Origin of the sequence: Paraeggerthella hominis, assembly GCF_021044775.1 — a bacterium.
Lineage (GTDB): Bacteria > Actinomycetota > Coriobacteriia > Coriobacteriales > Eggerthellaceae > Paraeggerthella > Paraeggerthella hominis.
Window position 1 is genome coordinate 16,610 of sequence record NZ_JAJNOQ010000001.1, and the last position, 14,314, is coordinate 30,923.

Sequence of the window (14,314 nt, forward strand, 5' to 3'; positions counted from 1 at the left end):
GCTTGAAATCGGGCTTGCCATTATACGCGAACGTTGCCGTCCGGGATGTCCGCGTTTCCGGATGCAGGGATCGGCGCGCGCTGTCAAAACGATCGAGTTTTGCGGCGGTTTTTCGCCTTTGAGCACGTCGCTTCTTGAAGGCGTTTTGCATCATCCCAGTTCACGAAGTTGTCATGGGTCTTTATCCTGGTTTGAGGATCAGCAAAACTCGCTCGTTTTGACAGCGCGCGGCACCGCGGCGGAAGCATCAGCCGGGCGACGCGCAGCCGGAAGCGTTCGTCGCAGTGCGCCGCGCAACCGGAGGCGTCGCTGCCGCAAAGACGTCAGCCGAGCGCCGCGCAACCGCCGCCCGGCTGACGTCGACCTATTCCCAGTTCAACACGATGCGACCGTCTTTGGCGGGGGATACGGCGCCCGCCTCGGCCAGGTACTCGGTCATGAGGTCAGCGCAGGTTCCCCGGTCGGAATGCTCTTGCACGATAGAGGAAACGTAGGAATCGTCTATCGTGGTTGCCCAGGCTGCAATCGTGTAGCGGGCGTCGTCTTCGATCGGGGCGCCGTCGGCCATAGTCAGGCTCAGCACGTTGCCGTCCTTGTCGCGCCAGGGGGCGTACTCCATGCGCAGGCCCGAGCACGCGTACAGGGCGTTGATCTCGTCGCCGTCGGTTAGCGGGTGCTCCATGAGCTTCTTCAGGTTGGTGCCCGTGATCTCGTAGGTGGTCAGGGCATCGCTTTTGGATACGCTGCGCAGGTTGAAGCGATCCGCCAGATCAATGGGTCCCTGGTAGAGTTTCCCCGAGTTGCCCTTGAAGTAGGTGCCGTGCAAGAGCAGGGCTGCGTCGGCCCCCGTTGCCTCGCGCATGGCGTCGGCCATGAGCATGCTGGTTTCGAGCGAGGTGAAGTTTTCCGCGGCGTTTCCGACAACGGCGCTCTTTACGGGGTCGGTCGGCCTGTTCGGTTCGAAGGCGTCGGTGGCGGCGATGATCTCGTCCATGGTCATCGACCCGCGCATCCACTCGAAAGCAGTCTCGAAGTCCGACGTCTGCCCGAATTGATCCGCGAAGTACACCTGCCCCTTGTCGATGCAGTTCTTAACGTCCCAGAACTCGCTGCGGATGTTCTCTTGGTACGACTTGACGCCGCTGATGCCGGTGAAGCACTGGAACAGCGCGTCCTGACCCTCGTTGGTGCTCAGGTAGTCAACGATGTCCAGCAGGATTTGCCGCTTGCTCGGGTCGTCCATGGAACGCTGCGAGATGGCTAAATTGGTGCCGGACACCATTTGGACCCAACGCTCGTTCGGCGTGTCGGTGGGATAGCCGATGAAGTCGATCTCGCAATCCGGGTTTTCTTCTTCGTACAGCCCGTACATGCCCAGCTCGGCGGGGATCATGGCTATCTCGCCTGCGTACAGGGCTTGACGGTTTTTCGTAAGGCTGGACGTGAAGTCGCTTTCTACCACGATGCCGCGATCGTACAGCTCCTTCAGCACGCCGTAGTACGGCTCCAGCAGCCCTTCGCACGAGGCTTCCCCTTTGACCACGGCTTCGTACTGCGCGCGCTTTTGCCCGGTGCCGAGCACTTCGCGATTCGAAAGCCCCAGTCCCACCTCCTGCACCGAGTATTTCAGGCAGGGGACGAAGGGGCGAATGCCCTCGGCGGATATGGCGTCGCACAGCTCGAACAGCTCTTCGCGCGTTGCGGGGATCTGCCAGCCGTGCTTCTCGAAGAGCGTCTTGTTGTAGAAGATGCCTTTGACGGTGTTGTTGATGGGCAGTTGCCGCAGCGCCCCCTCGGCGTCCAGCGTTTCAAGGGACGACAGGTTGTAGCGGCTGGTGAAGCTTTCGGAGGAAAGGTCGTACGCGTACTCGCTGTTGCCCATGCGCATGGCGCTGAACACAAGGTCGGGCAAGTCCTCGTGCTTGCCCTGTTCCTCCACGTAGGACCTGATCGTGTTCGTGCCGGCGGCGTTGACCGTGACAATCTGAACGTCCGGGAATCTCTCTTCCAAAGCCGCCTTGAGCGGGCCGTCGTTGAAAACGGTGTAGCGGCCGATGGTGACGACCGTCTTGCCCGGCTCCACCGGCTGGTAGGAGACGATCTCGTTCTGGGCGCCGACGCTCTGCTCGGGCGCGGACGGCTGGCTGCAAGCTGCAAGTCCTAGAAGCAGGGCTGCGGTCGTCAGGGTTGCGACTGCCTTTCGAATGCGCATGCTGGTGCTCTCCTTACCGGTTCAGGTACGTGCGAAACGCGTTTTCGATGTCTTCGAGGTTCAGGGGCTTCGCCAAATGATCCTGCATCCCATGGCGAAGCGAGTTCTGCACGTCCTCCTCGAACGCGCCCGCCGAAAGGGCCACGATGGGAATGGTTGCGGCGTCGGGGTGCTCGCTTGCGCGGATGGCGGAGGCAGCCTCGAGGCCGGTCATGACGGGCATCTGGATGTCCATGAGCACCAGCGCGTAGCGTCCCGGCGCCGAGGACGTCACCGCTTCGACGGCTTCGGCGCCGTTGCGAACGGTATCGACTTCCACGCTGAAGTCCGAGAGCAGATCGACGATGATCTCTCGGTTCATTTCGTTGTCCTCGGCCAGAAGCACGCGCTTGCCCCGGCAGAGGGCGCGCAGGTTTTCTTGGGATTGCTCGCTCGCGGGTCTTGAAACAACGGTCGCGGCCCTTTCCAAGGGGATGTCCATGATGAACGTCGATCCTTTCCCCGGCGTACTGCTTGCCTCGACGGTGCCGCCCATAAGCTCCACCAAGCTGTGCACGATGGCAAGCCCCAGGCCGCTGCCTACTTGGGCCGAGGTGAGGGACGACCGCTCCTGCTCGAAGGGCTCGAACAAGCGCTTCATGAACGCTTCGCTCATGCCGGCGCCGCTGTCGCGCACGATGAACCGCACGCGCGAGGTCGGACCGTCCTGAGAGACCTCCTCGCAGGACAGGGCGACGTCTCCGTGTTCCGGAGTGAATTTGACGGCGTTCGATACCAGGTTCACCAGGCACTGCTTGATTCTGGTCGCATCGCCTACGAAGCTTGTGTGCGAAAGCGCGCGCGGCGCCTCGCGCAGCGTCACGCCTTTCTCCTCGGCGGGCCCGCTTTGCAGCGCGATGACCGAGTCCAGCACATCGGAAAGCAGGAAAGGCTCGTGGGCCAGGGTCATCTTTCCGCCGTCAAGGCGATTCATGTCCAACATGTCGTTGATGATGTCGATGAGGTATTCGCCCGACTTCTTGGAGCGCTCAAGATGTCCGGCCGCGGTTGCCGGGTCGTCAAGGGAGCGCAGGGCAAGCTCGTTGGAGCCCACGATGGCGTTGAGCGGCGTGCGAATATCGTGGGACATCTTGGTAAGGAAGTCGCTCTTGAGGCTGGCTCGCGCGCTTTCGATCTTCGCCATCTGGCTTTTGCTCACCAGGTGGTAGAGCCACAGCAGCGAAAGCGCCGCGATCGACGCCACGATGAGCACCACCAAGGCGATGACGCTTTTCATGCTGGCGAACGTGGCCTGCGCGGTTATCGATACGGGGATGGCCATCACGATGTTGCGGCCTTCGTTGTCGGGAAACGTCTGTAGAAGCCACGTGTCGTCTTGCAGCTTCACGAGCACCTGCTCTTCTTCGCAGTTCAGGAGCGCTTTCTGCAGTTTCTCCACCAGGGCGGGGTCCACGCCGTCGTTGGTTAGGATGCGCAGGAAATTGTGGCTTTTGAAGTGTTCGTTAGCCTGCGACTCGGAAGGGCGCAAAAGGATGACGCCGTTCGTGTCGACCACGTACGAGGCGCCCTGTCCGTTGAACACGGGCAGGATGGCAACGTCTGCGTACTGCTGGGAGTCGACCACCTTCAGAAGGCCCGCGATCTCGACTCCGTCGATGGAAACGTTCTCGACCGGTGCTGCGAACACCCAGAAATCGCCCTTGCTCTGGACCGTGCAGAATTCGGAGCGCACTTCCGTCCAAGTGCCGATGTCCTCGGACAGCATGGAGCTTGACACGACGATGGCGCTTCCGTCCAAGGCAAGGCATCGTCCGTCCTCCGACAGCAGGTGGAACTCGTCCGAGTGGTCCAGCAGCTCGTCTACCTGAGCCATCGAAGTCGCACCTGAGTGCGACAGGAACCGTGCGGCCGTGGCGGTTTCTTCTTCATGGCGTTCTTTCAGCAGGTTGAGCTTCTTCGATATCAGGCTGCTGATCTGCTGCACGGATTCGACGCGCTCCCGATGGATGGAGTTGCTGAGGTCCGTGTAGGCGCGCGCGAAAGCAAAGGTTGCGCAGAGCAGCAAAGCCAAAAGGGCAGCGGATGCTGCCTTGAGCCAAGCCGGTGCCTGAGCGGATGCGGTTCGCGGTTTTCGCGTTCGTCTCATCGGGCTCGATCCTGTCCGGCCGCCGCCTCCTCGGTGTCCGAACCGGGTATTTCCGAAAGCACGGACAGCATTGCGGACATGGACTCGTCGTAAAAGCGGTAGCGGTTGCGGCCCTGCTGCTTCGCTGCGTACAATGCCTGGTCGGCGCAATAGAACAAGTCTTCGAACCGCGTGCCGTTCTGCGGCGCGCGAGCGGCTCCCATGCTGACGGTCATGGGATGGCCTCGGTACGGGTTCCCAAGCGAGCTGAAGATTCGATCGACGGCCGCCGCAGGGTCGGAGGCCTCGACGAACACCAGGAACTCGTCGCCGCCGATGCGGGCGGTGATGCCCGCATCGCGCACGGCGCTCAGCACGCGCCGCGCCGTCTCCTGCAAAAGGTCGTCGCCGAACAGATGCCCGTAGCGGTCGTTCGCGCTTTTGAAGAAGTCCAGGTCGAACAGCATGAGCACGAAGTTTTTCCGCGAAGCCGCTTCGTCGAGCGCGTTCTGCACGGCGCTTTTGGCGGCCTTGCGGTGGAGCAGGCCGGTGAGCGCGTCGGTGCTTGCTTGCCAGATGAGCCGATCCAGGTTCATCCGCTCTTCGTGGACGTCCACGCATTTTCCGATGAATCCCGTTAATACCTCGGCATCGTTTCCCAGCCAAAGGGGACGGGCCAGCAGCTTGTGCCACCGCTGCCCGCTGTCTGTGTGCAGCAGGTAATGGGCGCTCACGTTGGGGCTTTCCGGCGAAGCCGAGACGATCAGGTTGCGCAGCTGCTCTAGGTTTTCTTGCGCGACGACCTGGAGCAGCTTGCTGTTTTCAAGCGGGTTCTCGATGATGCTGGGAAGGCCAAGCTGCGACGCGCCCCATTCGGAAAGCGTCAGGACGTCGGTGTGCGCGGCGTATTCGAACTGGATTTCGCGGGACAGGTCGGCGAAGAACTGGTACTTGATGCGCTCCTGCTCGAGCAGCGCCAGCGTGCGGCTGGATACGTTGGCGGTTTGCACCATGGCGCGCGTGATGTCGAGCATCTCCTCTTTGGAGACGTTCCCCAGCGACTTGAGCTTCAGCTCTCGTTTCAGCTGCGGGCCGATGTCGGCCAGGCATTGCAGCAGCAACGGGTTGAACGCGCCGCATTCGCCGTTGAAGATCATGCGCATGGTTTCGTCGTGCGAGATGGCGTCTTTGTAGACGCGCTTGTGCGTCAAGGCGTCGTACACGTCAGCGAGCGCCACCACCTGCGCCTCGATGGGAATCTCGTCGCCCGCGAGGCCGTCGGGATAGCCCTTGCCGTCGTAGCGCTCGTGGTGCCAGCGGCAGATGTCGCGCGCCACCCGGACCAGTTCTTCGTCCGGGTAGTAGCGCGTGCTTTCCAATATGTTCGCCCCGGCAACGCCGTGGGTCTTCATCACGGCCCATTCTTCCTCCGTCAGCTTTCCGGGCTTGTTGAGGATCTTCTCGTCGACGGAGATCTTGCCGATGTCGTGCAGCGCCGAAGCGTTGGCGATGAGCGGGATCTTGGGCTGTATGCGCGCGTGCTGATCCGAAATGCGGCAGAGCTGCTCGAGCAGCATTTTCGTGATGGAGCGGATGTTGAGCACGTGCATGCCGCTTTCGCCGTTTCGGAATTCCACGATATGGCTGAGAAGGTCGACCATGATCAGGTTGCCCTTCTCTTTTTCGAGCATCTGCTCGGTGACCATGTTCTCGAGCATCTTTTGCTTGGAGTACAGCAAAACGGTGTTGTCCACGCGCCGTTGGACCGCCTTGGGGTCGAAGGGCCGGCTGATGTACTCGGTTGCGCCCAGGTCGTAGGCGCTGTCGATGTAGGTGGATGCGCTTTCCGCGGAGATGATGATGACCGGGACGTGCTCGAGCCACCTTCTTTTGCCCATGACGGCCAGCGCTTCGAAGCCGTCCATTTCCGGCATCACGATGTCAAGCAGCACGAGGGATATTTCGTGCTCGTGCTCTTGGAACAGCGCGATGGCCTCGCGGCCGTTGCGCGCTTCGAGTATTTCGTATTCGTCGCAGAGGATGTCGGCCAGCATGGAGCGGTTCAGCTCGGAGTCGTCCACGATAAGGATCAGGCTGCGCTCTTTCATGGCCGTTCCGTTTCCGGCTGGGCAGGCAGATCGCCGATGCGGGCCATCGTCTCCCGGTACGCCCGCGCCGTCTCTTCGGCCAAGGGCGCAACGGCGCCGTCTATCGTTTTCGGGCGCAGGGCCTCGGTGAGCCTTGACGAGCAGTCGGTCAGGCGGGTAAGCCCCAGGTTGAGCGCCGATCCCTTGATGGTGTGGGCAGCGCGAAAGGCCGTATCGGCGTCGTTTTCCGAAAGCGCGCGCTGAAGAACGTCCATGGAATCGTCGCGTTGCAGTATGCCCAGATACTTCCGTATGCGGTCATCGTTGCCGATCCTTCGGATGGCCTCGGCGTAATCCGCGCCCAATAGCGCGTAAAAGCGTTGCACCGTCATCGCGCTCGTCTGCTCTCGTGTCGATTGATTACGTAAAAGCAAAGATTACTTTACCGTAAAACGATCGGCGCAACGGGCACAATTTGGACGGAATCGCCGTGGACGGAAAACACGCGCCGCCGCGCTGCGGGGAAGTGCAGCCCCGTCGAGTTATCGCGCCGCTTGCCCGCTGGCCAGCCCGTTGCGGCGAATTGCTGATACTATAGAGCGGTTAACGTGTTGCCGTACCTCTCAAGGAGATCAGCTATGGATGTGACGGAAAAGCGCTACCTGGAACTTCTCTCCCGATCGTTTCCCACAGCCGCCAAGGCTTCGGCCGAGATCATCAACCTCAGCGCCATCCTGAACCTTCCGAAGGGCACTGAGTTTTTCGCATCCGACATCCACGGCGAGTACGAGGCGTTCTCGCACATCCTGCGCAACGGATCCGGCTCCATCCGTCTCAAGATCGACGACGTGTTCGGCGACGAGCTGAGCAAGGAGGAGAAGCGCTCCCTCGCGACGCTCATCTACTACCCGCGCGAGAAGATGGAGCTGGTCTTGTCCCAGGTGGACGACCCCGAGGCATGGTACGGCGTCATGGTGCCGCGGCTGGTGGCCGTGTGCAAGCGTGCGGCGCGCAAGTACACGCGCTCGAGGGTGCGCAAGGCGCTGCCGAAGGATTTCGCCTACATCATCGAAGAGCTGATGACGGAGAACCGCCACGGGGTGGACAAGCAGGCGTACTACGCCGCCATCATCGACGCCGTCATCCGCACGGATCGCGGCGGCGCGCTCATCGAGGCGCTGTGCCAGCTCATCCAGCGGCTTGCCATCGATCATCTGCACATCGTCGGCGACATCTACGATCGCGGTCCGTATCCCCATATCATCATGGATACCCTTATGGAATACCATTCGCTCGACATCCAGTGGGGCAACCACGATATCGTGTGGATGGGCGCGGCGCTGGGGCAGCGGGGCTGCATCGCGCACGTGGTGCGCAACTGCGCGCGCTACGGCAACCTGTCGATCCTCGAGGACGCCTACGGCATCAACATACTGCCCCTTGCGTCGTTCGCGCTCGACGCGTATCGCGACGATCCCTGCATCGCGTTCGGGCTCAAGGGAAACCCCGACCTTTCGCCCCAAGAGTTGGAAATGAACGTCAAAATCCAAAAAGCGATGGCCATCATCCAGTTCAAGGTGGAGGGAAAGCTGATCGACGAGAACCCGGACTTCGGTCTGGAGGATCGCAAGCTGCTCGACAAAATCGACTACGAACGCGGCACCGTGATGCTCGACGGCGTGGAGTACGAGCTGACCGACACCGTGTTTCCCACGGTGGACCCGGCCGATCCCTACCGCCTGACTCCCGAGGAAGAGGACGTTGTGCAGCGCCTTGAGCAGGCGTTCGCCGGGTGCGAGAAGCTGCAGCGCCACATGCGCTTCTTCCTTGAGGCGGGTAGCTTGTACAAGGTGTACAACGGCAGCTTGCTGTTCCACGCGTGCGTTCCCCTGAACGCCGACGGGTCGTTGAAGGAAGTGGACGTGTTCGGGCGCACGTACAAGGGCCGGGCGTTGTACGACGCCATGGAGCGCTGGGTGCGCGCGGGCTTCTTCGATCCCGATCCGGACATGCGCAAGCGCGGGCGCGACCTCATGTGGTACCTGTGGCTGGGCGAGGGGTCGCCGTTGTTCGCGAAGAGCAAGATGGCCACGTTCGAGCTGTACCTGATCGCGGACAAGGCCGCGCGCAAGGAGGTTAAGAACGCGTTCTACTCATACCTGGACGACGAGGCCGTGCTGGCGGGCATCTTCGAGGACTTCGGGCTGGACCCCGACGCCTCGCGCATCGTGTGCGGGCACGTGCCGGTCAAGGTGAAGGACGGCGAGGATCCGGTGAAGTGCAACGGGCGCGTGCTGACCATCGACGGCGGCTTCTCGAAGGCGTACCAGCCCACCACCGGCATCGCGGGCTACACGTTGATCTCGAATTCCTACGGCTTCGTGCTGGCTGCGCACGAGCCTCTTGAGTCGATGCGCGCTGCCGTGATGAACGAGCTGGACATTCATTCATCGCGCCGCGTGGTCGAGCGCGTGGAGAAGCGCACCTTGGTGGCGGACACCGACACCGGTGCGGTGCTGAAGCAACAGATCGCCGACTTGGAGCTGCTGTTGGCGGCGTATCGTTGCGGCGAGATCGCCGAGAGCGGGAAGTAGGAAGCATGAACATCCAGGTATTCGGCACGAAAAAGAGCTTCGATACGAAGAAGGCCCAGCGCTACTTCAAGGAACGCCGCGTGAAGTTCCAGTTCATCGACTTGAAGGAAAAGGGCATGAGCAAAGGGGAGCTGGAGTCGGTCTGCCGCGCCGTGGGCGGGATCGACAAGCTGGTGGACCCGAAGGCGAAGGATGCCGATCTGGTGGCGCTGCTGGCGTATTTGAGCCCCTACCAGAAGTTCGACAAGGTTTTGGAGAACCAGCACGTTGTGGCGGAGCCGGTGGTGCGCAACGGGAAGCAGGCCACGGTGGGCTACGCTCCGGACGTGTGGGGAAGCTGGGAATAGGCGCGACGCTGCTATTCCCAGCTTTTCTTCGGGAGCGTTGCGTGGCGCACCGGGGACGTGGTTCGCAAGGGCGACTGCGCCTGCAGGGCCTCTTTCTCTTTCGCGTTCACTTTGCGACGACGGTCGGTCGCCCGCTCCACCCAGGCGTCGCGCGCTTTCTCGCTTTTGAATTCGTGCAGTACCGGCGACGTTTTCACGAACTTTTGCCCCATGCCCATTTCGTGACTGTCTTGGACCGCGTAATATGCCTTGGCCTTCATGGCGCTGCTCCGATGCTCGTTGGAGAAGATGGGGTAGGGTGGAAGCGCCCTGCGGCCCGCACCTTCTGCTCACGTTGCTTGTTTGAAAGTTAGTTTATACTAACTTTTAGGAGATGCAAGAGCGTCCCGTGCGCGCGGGGACGCTATGCGGGCTGCTGCTCCAGGGGAATGGCGATGCGGGCGACGAACGTGCCGCCGACGGTTTCGTACAGGGACATGCCCCCATGCTTCCCTACGATGCCGTCCACGCTTTTGATGCCGAGGCCGTGTCCTTGTTCGGACGTTATCGGCTTGTCGTTTTCCATGGTCACAGCCTTGCAGCAGGGGTTTTCTACAAGAATCAGCAACGTGCGGTCGTCGGTGCTCGTAATTGTCAGGCGAACCTCGCGGTTTCGACCGTCGTGCACGTTCGAAACCGCGATCAGGGCGTTTTCCAGCAGATTCGACAGCAGGGCGCACCATTCCGTGTCGCTGAGCGGCGCGTGTCGGGAAAGGCTTGCCGTTACCTGCATCGATGCGCCAAGGTGGTGCGCCTTTGCGGAAAACGAGGACAGGATCAGGTTCGTCGTTTCGTCGTTGCAGAACCGCTGCGGAGTGATGTCGTCAAGGTCGGCTTCGATTTCCGCCAGATACTCCTTGAGCTTTTCGGCGTTGCCTTCAACAAGCAAGTTGCCGATAAGCGCAAGGTGGTGGCGCATATCGTGGCGGTAGGCTGCCGTTTGCGCGGTTGTCTCGCGTAAGCGGCTGAGCTCGAGCTTAGCCTGGTCGAGCTGTGCTACGGCGGCTTGCTGCTCTTGTAGGAGCAGCTGTTTTTCGCGCGTGTTTTTGAATACGCGAAAGACCAGGTAATACGACAGTACCGTAAGCACAAGGGGCATGAGGTGCGCGTTCAGCCCGGCGGGCAGGTCCGTGATGGAGAAGCCACCCTGCGTTGAGAACGCGTACAGTTCGTACGTCAGCGGGATCAGGGAGAAGCGCGCAAAATCGCCGGGTTCGCCGTGCTTGAGCGCGTAGGCGAGCAGGTTGCGGAATCCCTTTGCGGCCACAAGAAGCATCAGCGAGCATGTTGTGGCAAAGATGGCCAACTCGGTCCAGGGCCCGGTTTCCCCGAATAAGCGCGCGACCGAATCCGCGATAACGGGGACGGCGCAGGACACGAATGCGGTGAGAAACGCGAACACCACTTTCCAGCCGCGATACGGGGAGACGATCGAGAACGCGATAAGAATCGGGACGTGCATGATCAGGGCGTAGGCGCGCGCGTAGGCGGTGCGCCCGAACAGCAGGAACACGGCGACGTTGACGATGATCGTGCCGAGGGCGAATGCGATCGCGATCTTCTTGCGCTGCGGCGGGATCTTGGCGGGCTGCACGTCGAGCAATATCCACATGAGGGCAACGGCGTAGACGGGCAGGATGAATACGGGTACGAGCGACATGCCGTTACGCCATTCCGGCTTGCACGAACAACCGCTTCAAGTAGGCGGCTTTGACCTCGCCGAACAGTCTGCGCGATACGGGGACCGACTCGTCCGAGAACGTGCGAAGGCTTAGCTTTTCAAGCTCTTGGACCTGATCGAGATTGACGATGAACGCCCGGTGGACTCGGATGAATTCGGGTCGGCTAAGAAGCTGCGGCTCGAAGTCCGACAGCGATCCGGCAACTTCTCGCACGCTCTTGTCGGTCAGGTGAAAGCGCACGGTTCGATTGAGCACTTCGACATAGGCTATGCGCGCGAACAGGATGCTGGCGGCTCCGCCCTTGAGCCTGACGGCCAGTCCCGTGCCGTGCTCTTCGATGCGCAGCCGCAGCTTGTCGAGCATGGGGAACAGCTTGTCGTAGCTTACGGGTTTCAGAAGGTAATGGAACGCGTCAACCTCGTAGCTTTGAACGGCGAATTCGGGTGACGAGGTGAGAAACGCAATCTTGACGTTTTCGTCGAACTCTCGAATTTCCCGAGCGATCTGCATGCCGTCGACGAAAGGCATCATGACGTCGAGCAGCAGCAAATCGAAAACCTCTTTGCGCATGTCGTCGAATAATGCAACGCCGCTGGTGTAAGCGGAGAGGGAGAGGCTGGCTTTCGTTTCCCGACGGTATCTGTCGAGCAAATTCGCGAGCACCGCCAGGTCTTTGGGGTTGTCTTCGCAGAGTGCGATGCGCACGGTGTTGCCTTTCTGGCCGGTGTCGAGTTCCTTGGGGCATCGTCGTTGAACGCAACTGGAAACGTCACCGTGTTTTCTTGATCCGTTCATGTTTGGAAACCTTACCGTTTGTGCAGAAAACGGTTTGCGTATCGAATTATATGACATGATCGCCTTCAAAATGCATGAAATTAAACGAAAGGAAAGCCGATGGGTAAGCGATGGGCGAGCGCGTTTGCGGGGACGATCCTGCTGCTTGCTTTGATGCCGGTGACGGCGTTTGCGGCGGAACCTGCTGCGTCGTTTGGCGGCGGCACCGGGTTGGAGGACGATCCGTACCTGATCGAGAACGAGGCCCAGTTGTGCGCGATGGGAGCCGGACTGAACGATGGCACCCTCTCGAACGCGAGTTTCAAGTTGACGGCGAACATCGATCTCGCTGAGGCTTGGGATGCTCCTTGCGGGACGTATTCCGGCACCTTCGATGGAGGCGGGAGGACGATCTCCGGCTTGGTTGTCAACGGCGGCGCTTCGCAGGCGTCGTTGTTCGGCATGGTGAAGGGCCGTATCGTGAATCTGGGGTTGGCGGACGTTGCTGTGACCGGGGGGAACTACGCTGGAGCTTTGGCGTCGGAGTTGCGGGGAGGCGTCGTTTCGCGTTGCTTCGTTTCGGGTGCGGTCAGCGGCAATGACTCCGTGGGCGGGTTGGTCGGCGCTGCTACCGGCCGCGCGCTTATCGAGAATTGCTACAGCACGGCTTCCGTGACCGGATCGGCAAGCTCTATTGGCGGCATTGCGGGCTTCGTGCGCACGGGTGTCAATATCTCGTATTCCTATAGCACGGGCATGGTGCAGGGGAAAGAGGTGGTCGGCGGCATCGTGGGCAACGTGGACAACTACCAGGGCGAGAATACCATCAAGAATTGCGCCGCGCTCGGTTCGTCCGTTATTGCGACGAGCGGTGCCTCGTCGGCAGGTCGCGTCTGGGGCAACGCTGTAAATGAAAACGTATTTACAGCTTCGAATAATTATGGGTTTGCGGGCATGAGCGTTGGCATTGGGTCGTCTGATATCGCGCCTGAGAAGGGTGCCGAGACGAAGGACGGCGCGGATGCATCCGCAACGGACATCGTCGACGCATCGTGGTGGCAGCGTCAAAACGGACTCGGGTTCATGGCGGCTCCTCTGGGCGCTTGGACGTTTTCCTCTGGGAACCTGCCTGTGCTGATGGGCGAGAAGAACCCGATTCCCACTCATATTGCGTCCGAGGCCGTGTGCACCGTTTCGTTCGACGTTGCTGGCGGCAGCGCCGTGGAACCCCAAACGGTTAAGGCCGGATCGAAGGTCGCCAAACCGGTCGACCCGGTAAAGAGCGGCGCGACGTTCGGCGGATGGTGCAAGGATTCCGCATTGACGGTTCCGTGGGATTTCGAAAGCGATACGGTTGCCTGCGATACCACGTTGTACGCGAAGTGGACGGCTTTGGCGCCGGTGTACGTCGACCGCACCATCGTGGACGAAAAGAGCTTGGTCCAGGTGAGTGGGAAGCTGACCGAGGGCGCTGTGCTCGAAGTGGCGCCCTTGTCCTCGGGCGCTGCGTACCAGGCGGTTTTGGCGCAGGCCGGCCGTGAGGGGCACGACGTGCTTTCCGCGTACGAGGTGCGCTTGACGGGCGGCTCGTACGAGGGCGCGTTGCGGCTGTCGTTCCCTTTGGATAGGAAGCACGATGGGGAAACGGTCACGGTTCGCCATCTGAAGGCGGATGGGACCTTGGAGACGATGACGGCCGAATGCGCGAACGGGAAGGTGCTGGTCAGCGTGGGCGAGCTTTCATCTTTCGCCTTGACGGTGCCAAAGGACGTGCAGGACGGCAAGATCGTGTCGGCGGCTGAGGCTCAGCCTAAGACGTTGGTTAAAACGGGAGATACGTCGAACATGATAGCTATGGCCTTGATCGCGTGCGTTGCGTTCGGCGCCGTTGCGCTGGGCGCGGTTGGTGTACGCAAGCGCAGCGAATAACGAAGAAGGAAGCGAGGGATCTGCTGGCAGCAAGCGTTGCCTTGTTTGGGTCCTTTCCAAGAAAATGGAGGATGACATGGAAAAGAGCGGGTCTCAGAAGGTTCTCAAGGTTATTTCGATCATCATGATTGTGCTGGGCGTCCTGGGGGTTGTATCGGGGGCGTTGCTGCTGGCCGGAGGCGGTGCTTTGGGCGTATCGGGTATCGATACGGCAAACGACGATGCCGCCGTTGCGGGTGGATTGACTATGATCGTTGGGTTCGGCTTGCTTTTGTCGTCCGCTTTCAACCTGATCATCGGTATTTTCGGGTTGCGCGGGGCGAACAACCCCAGCAAGATCGGCGCGTTTTTCGTTTTGGCAGTTCTGGGCGTGGTGTTCGGCGCGCTCAACCTGGTAGGCACGTTTCTCGGCGGCGCGGACGCTTCGTCTATCGTAAACGCGGTTGTGTCTTTGGTTCTGCCTATTACGTGCGTGATACTTGCGAACAACATCAAGCATCAGGAAATGCGCTGGTAGAAAATCAC

Annotated in this window: 11 protein-coding genes; 4 read left to right on the forward strand and 7 right to left on the reverse strand. The window is 60.8% G+C overall.

Translation table 11 applies throughout. The features are described from left to right. Positions 1-364 precede the first annotated feature (364 nt). Genes LQE90_RS00075 through LQE90_RS00090 form a run of 4 tightly spaced genes read right to left on the reverse strand, consistent with a single transcriptional unit; the run spans position 365 to position 6,816 of the window. Entirely contained in the window at positions 365-2,212 is a 1,848-nt protein-coding gene (locus LQE90_RS00075) for an extracellular solute-binding protein (protein WP_216528432.1), read from the reverse strand. A 13-nt stretch (positions 2,213-2,225) separates the two neighbouring features. Beyond that, the gene (locus tag LQE90_RS00080; RefSeq protein ID WP_216528433.1) at positions 2,226-4,358 is read right to left on the reverse strand and encodes an ATP-binding response regulator; all 2,133 of its coding nucleotides are present in this window, start codon (positions 4,356-4,358) and stop codon (positions 2,226-2,228) included. Continuing rightward, entirely contained in the window at positions 4,355-6,445 is a 2,091-nt protein-coding gene (locus LQE90_RS00085) for a diguanylate cyclase (RefSeq protein WP_216528434.1), read from the reverse strand. Before LQE90_RS00085 ends, LQE90_RS00080 begins: the two co-directional genes overlap by 4 nt. Beyond that, complete coding sequence (locus tag LQE90_RS00090) at positions 6,442-6,816, reverse strand: Hpt domain-containing protein (RefSeq protein ID WP_216528435.1); 375 nt, start codon at positions 6,814-6,816, stop codon at positions 6,442-6,444. The genes LQE90_RS00085 and LQE90_RS00090 overlap by 4 nt, the downstream gene beginning before the upstream one ends. Positions 6,817-7,062: 246 nt before the next feature. Here LQE90_RS00090 and LQE90_RS00095 point away from each other — a divergent pair, with 246 nt between their 5' ends. Together LQE90_RS00095 and LQE90_RS00100 are read left to right on the forward strand one after the other, a co-directional pair. Next, positions 7,063-9,018: a fructose-1,6-bisphosphatase gene (locus LQE90_RS00095; protein WP_216528436.1), complete on the forward strand. Its 1,956-nt coding sequence runs from the start codon at positions 7,063-7,065 to the stop codon at positions 9,016-9,018. A gap of 5 nt (positions 9,019-9,023) precedes the next feature. After that, a complete protein-coding gene (locus LQE90_RS00100; RefSeq protein WP_216528437.1) occupies positions 9,024-9,365 on the forward strand; it encodes an arsenate reductase family protein in 342 nt (113 codons plus the stop codon). Positions 9,366-9,376: 11 nt separating this feature from the next. Here LQE90_RS00100 and LQE90_RS00105 read toward each other — a convergent pair whose 3' ends face one another. The 3 genes from LQE90_RS00105 to LQE90_RS00115 form a co-directional block, all read right to left on the reverse strand. Next, positions 9,377-9,625: a hypothetical protein gene (locus LQE90_RS00105; protein WP_216528438.1), complete on the reverse strand. Its 249-nt coding sequence runs from the start codon at positions 9,623-9,625 to the stop codon at positions 9,377-9,379. Positions 9,626-9,768: 143 nt separating this feature from the next. Continuing rightward, complete coding sequence (locus tag LQE90_RS00110; protein WP_216528439.1) at positions 9,769-11,064, reverse strand: sensor histidine kinase; 1,296 nt, start codon at positions 11,062-11,064, stop codon at positions 9,769-9,771. 4 nt (positions 11,065-11,068) lie between these two features. Then, complete coding sequence (locus LQE90_RS00115) at positions 11,069-11,881, reverse strand: LytR/AlgR family response regulator transcription factor (RefSeq protein WP_216528440.1); 813 nt, start codon at positions 11,879-11,881, stop codon at positions 11,069-11,071. A 99-nt stretch (positions 11,882-11,980) separates the two neighbouring features. Here LQE90_RS00115 and LQE90_RS00120 point away from each other — a divergent pair, with 99 nt between their 5' ends. Further along, complete coding sequence (locus tag LQE90_RS00120) at positions 11,981-13,789, forward strand: InlB B-repeat-containing protein (protein WP_216528441.1); 1,809 nt, start codon at positions 11,981-11,983, stop codon at positions 13,787-13,789. A gap of 76 nt (positions 13,790-13,865) precedes the next feature. Continuing rightward, positions 13,866-14,306 (forward strand): hypothetical protein, encoded by a 441-nt coding sequence (locus tag LQE90_RS00125; RefSeq protein WP_216528442.1) that lies wholly within the window; start codon positions 13,866-13,868, stop codon positions 14,304-14,306. The last annotated feature ends 8 nt before the right edge of the window (positions 14,307-14,314 follow it).

What these genes read in the sequence shown, in the direction of transcription:
- LQE90_RS00090 (WP_216528435.1), bottom strand. Translation starts at nt 6,816, where the DNA reads ATGACGGTGCAACGCTTTTACGCGCTATTGGGCGCGGATTACGCCGAG.
- LQE90_RS00115 (WP_216528440.1), bottom strand. Translation starts at nt 11,881, where the DNA reads ATGAACGGATCAAGAAAACACGGTGACGTTTCCAGTTGCGTTCAACGA.
- LQE90_RS00120 (WP_216528441.1), top strand. Translation starts at nt 11,981, where the DNA reads ATGGGTAAGCGATGGGCGAGCGCGTTTGCGGGGACGATCCTGCTGCTT.
- LQE90_RS00100 (WP_216528437.1), top strand. Translation starts at nt 9,024, where the DNA reads ATGAACATCCAGGTATTCGGCACGAAAAAGAGCTTCGATACGAAGAAG.
- LQE90_RS00105 (WP_216528438.1), bottom strand. Translation starts at nt 9,625, where the DNA reads ATGAAGGCCAAGGCATATTACGCGGTCCAAGACAGTCACGAAATGGGC.
- LQE90_RS00080 (WP_216528433.1), bottom strand. Translation starts at nt 4,358, where the DNA reads ATGAGACGAACGCGAAAACCGCGAACCGCATCCGCTCAGGCACCGGCT.
- LQE90_RS00085 (WP_216528434.1), bottom strand. Translation starts at nt 6,445, where the DNA reads ATGAAAGAGCGCAGCCTGATCCTTATCGTGGACGACTCCGAGCTGAAC.
- LQE90_RS00075 (WP_216528432.1), bottom strand. Translation starts at nt 2,212, where the DNA reads ATGCGCATTCGAAAGGCAGTCGCAACCCTGACGACCGCAGCCCTGCTT.
- LQE90_RS00095 (WP_216528436.1), top strand. Translation starts at nt 7,063, where the DNA reads ATGGATGTGACGGAAAAGCGCTACCTGGAACTTCTCTCCCGATCGTTT.
- LQE90_RS00110 (WP_216528439.1), bottom strand. Translation starts at nt 11,064, where the DNA reads ATGTCGCTCGTACCCGTATTCATCCTGCCCGTCTACGCCGTTGCCCTC.
- LQE90_RS00125 (WP_216528442.1), top strand. Translation starts at nt 13,866, where the DNA reads ATGGAAAAGAGCGGGTCTCAGAAGGTTCTCAAGGTTATTTCGATCATC.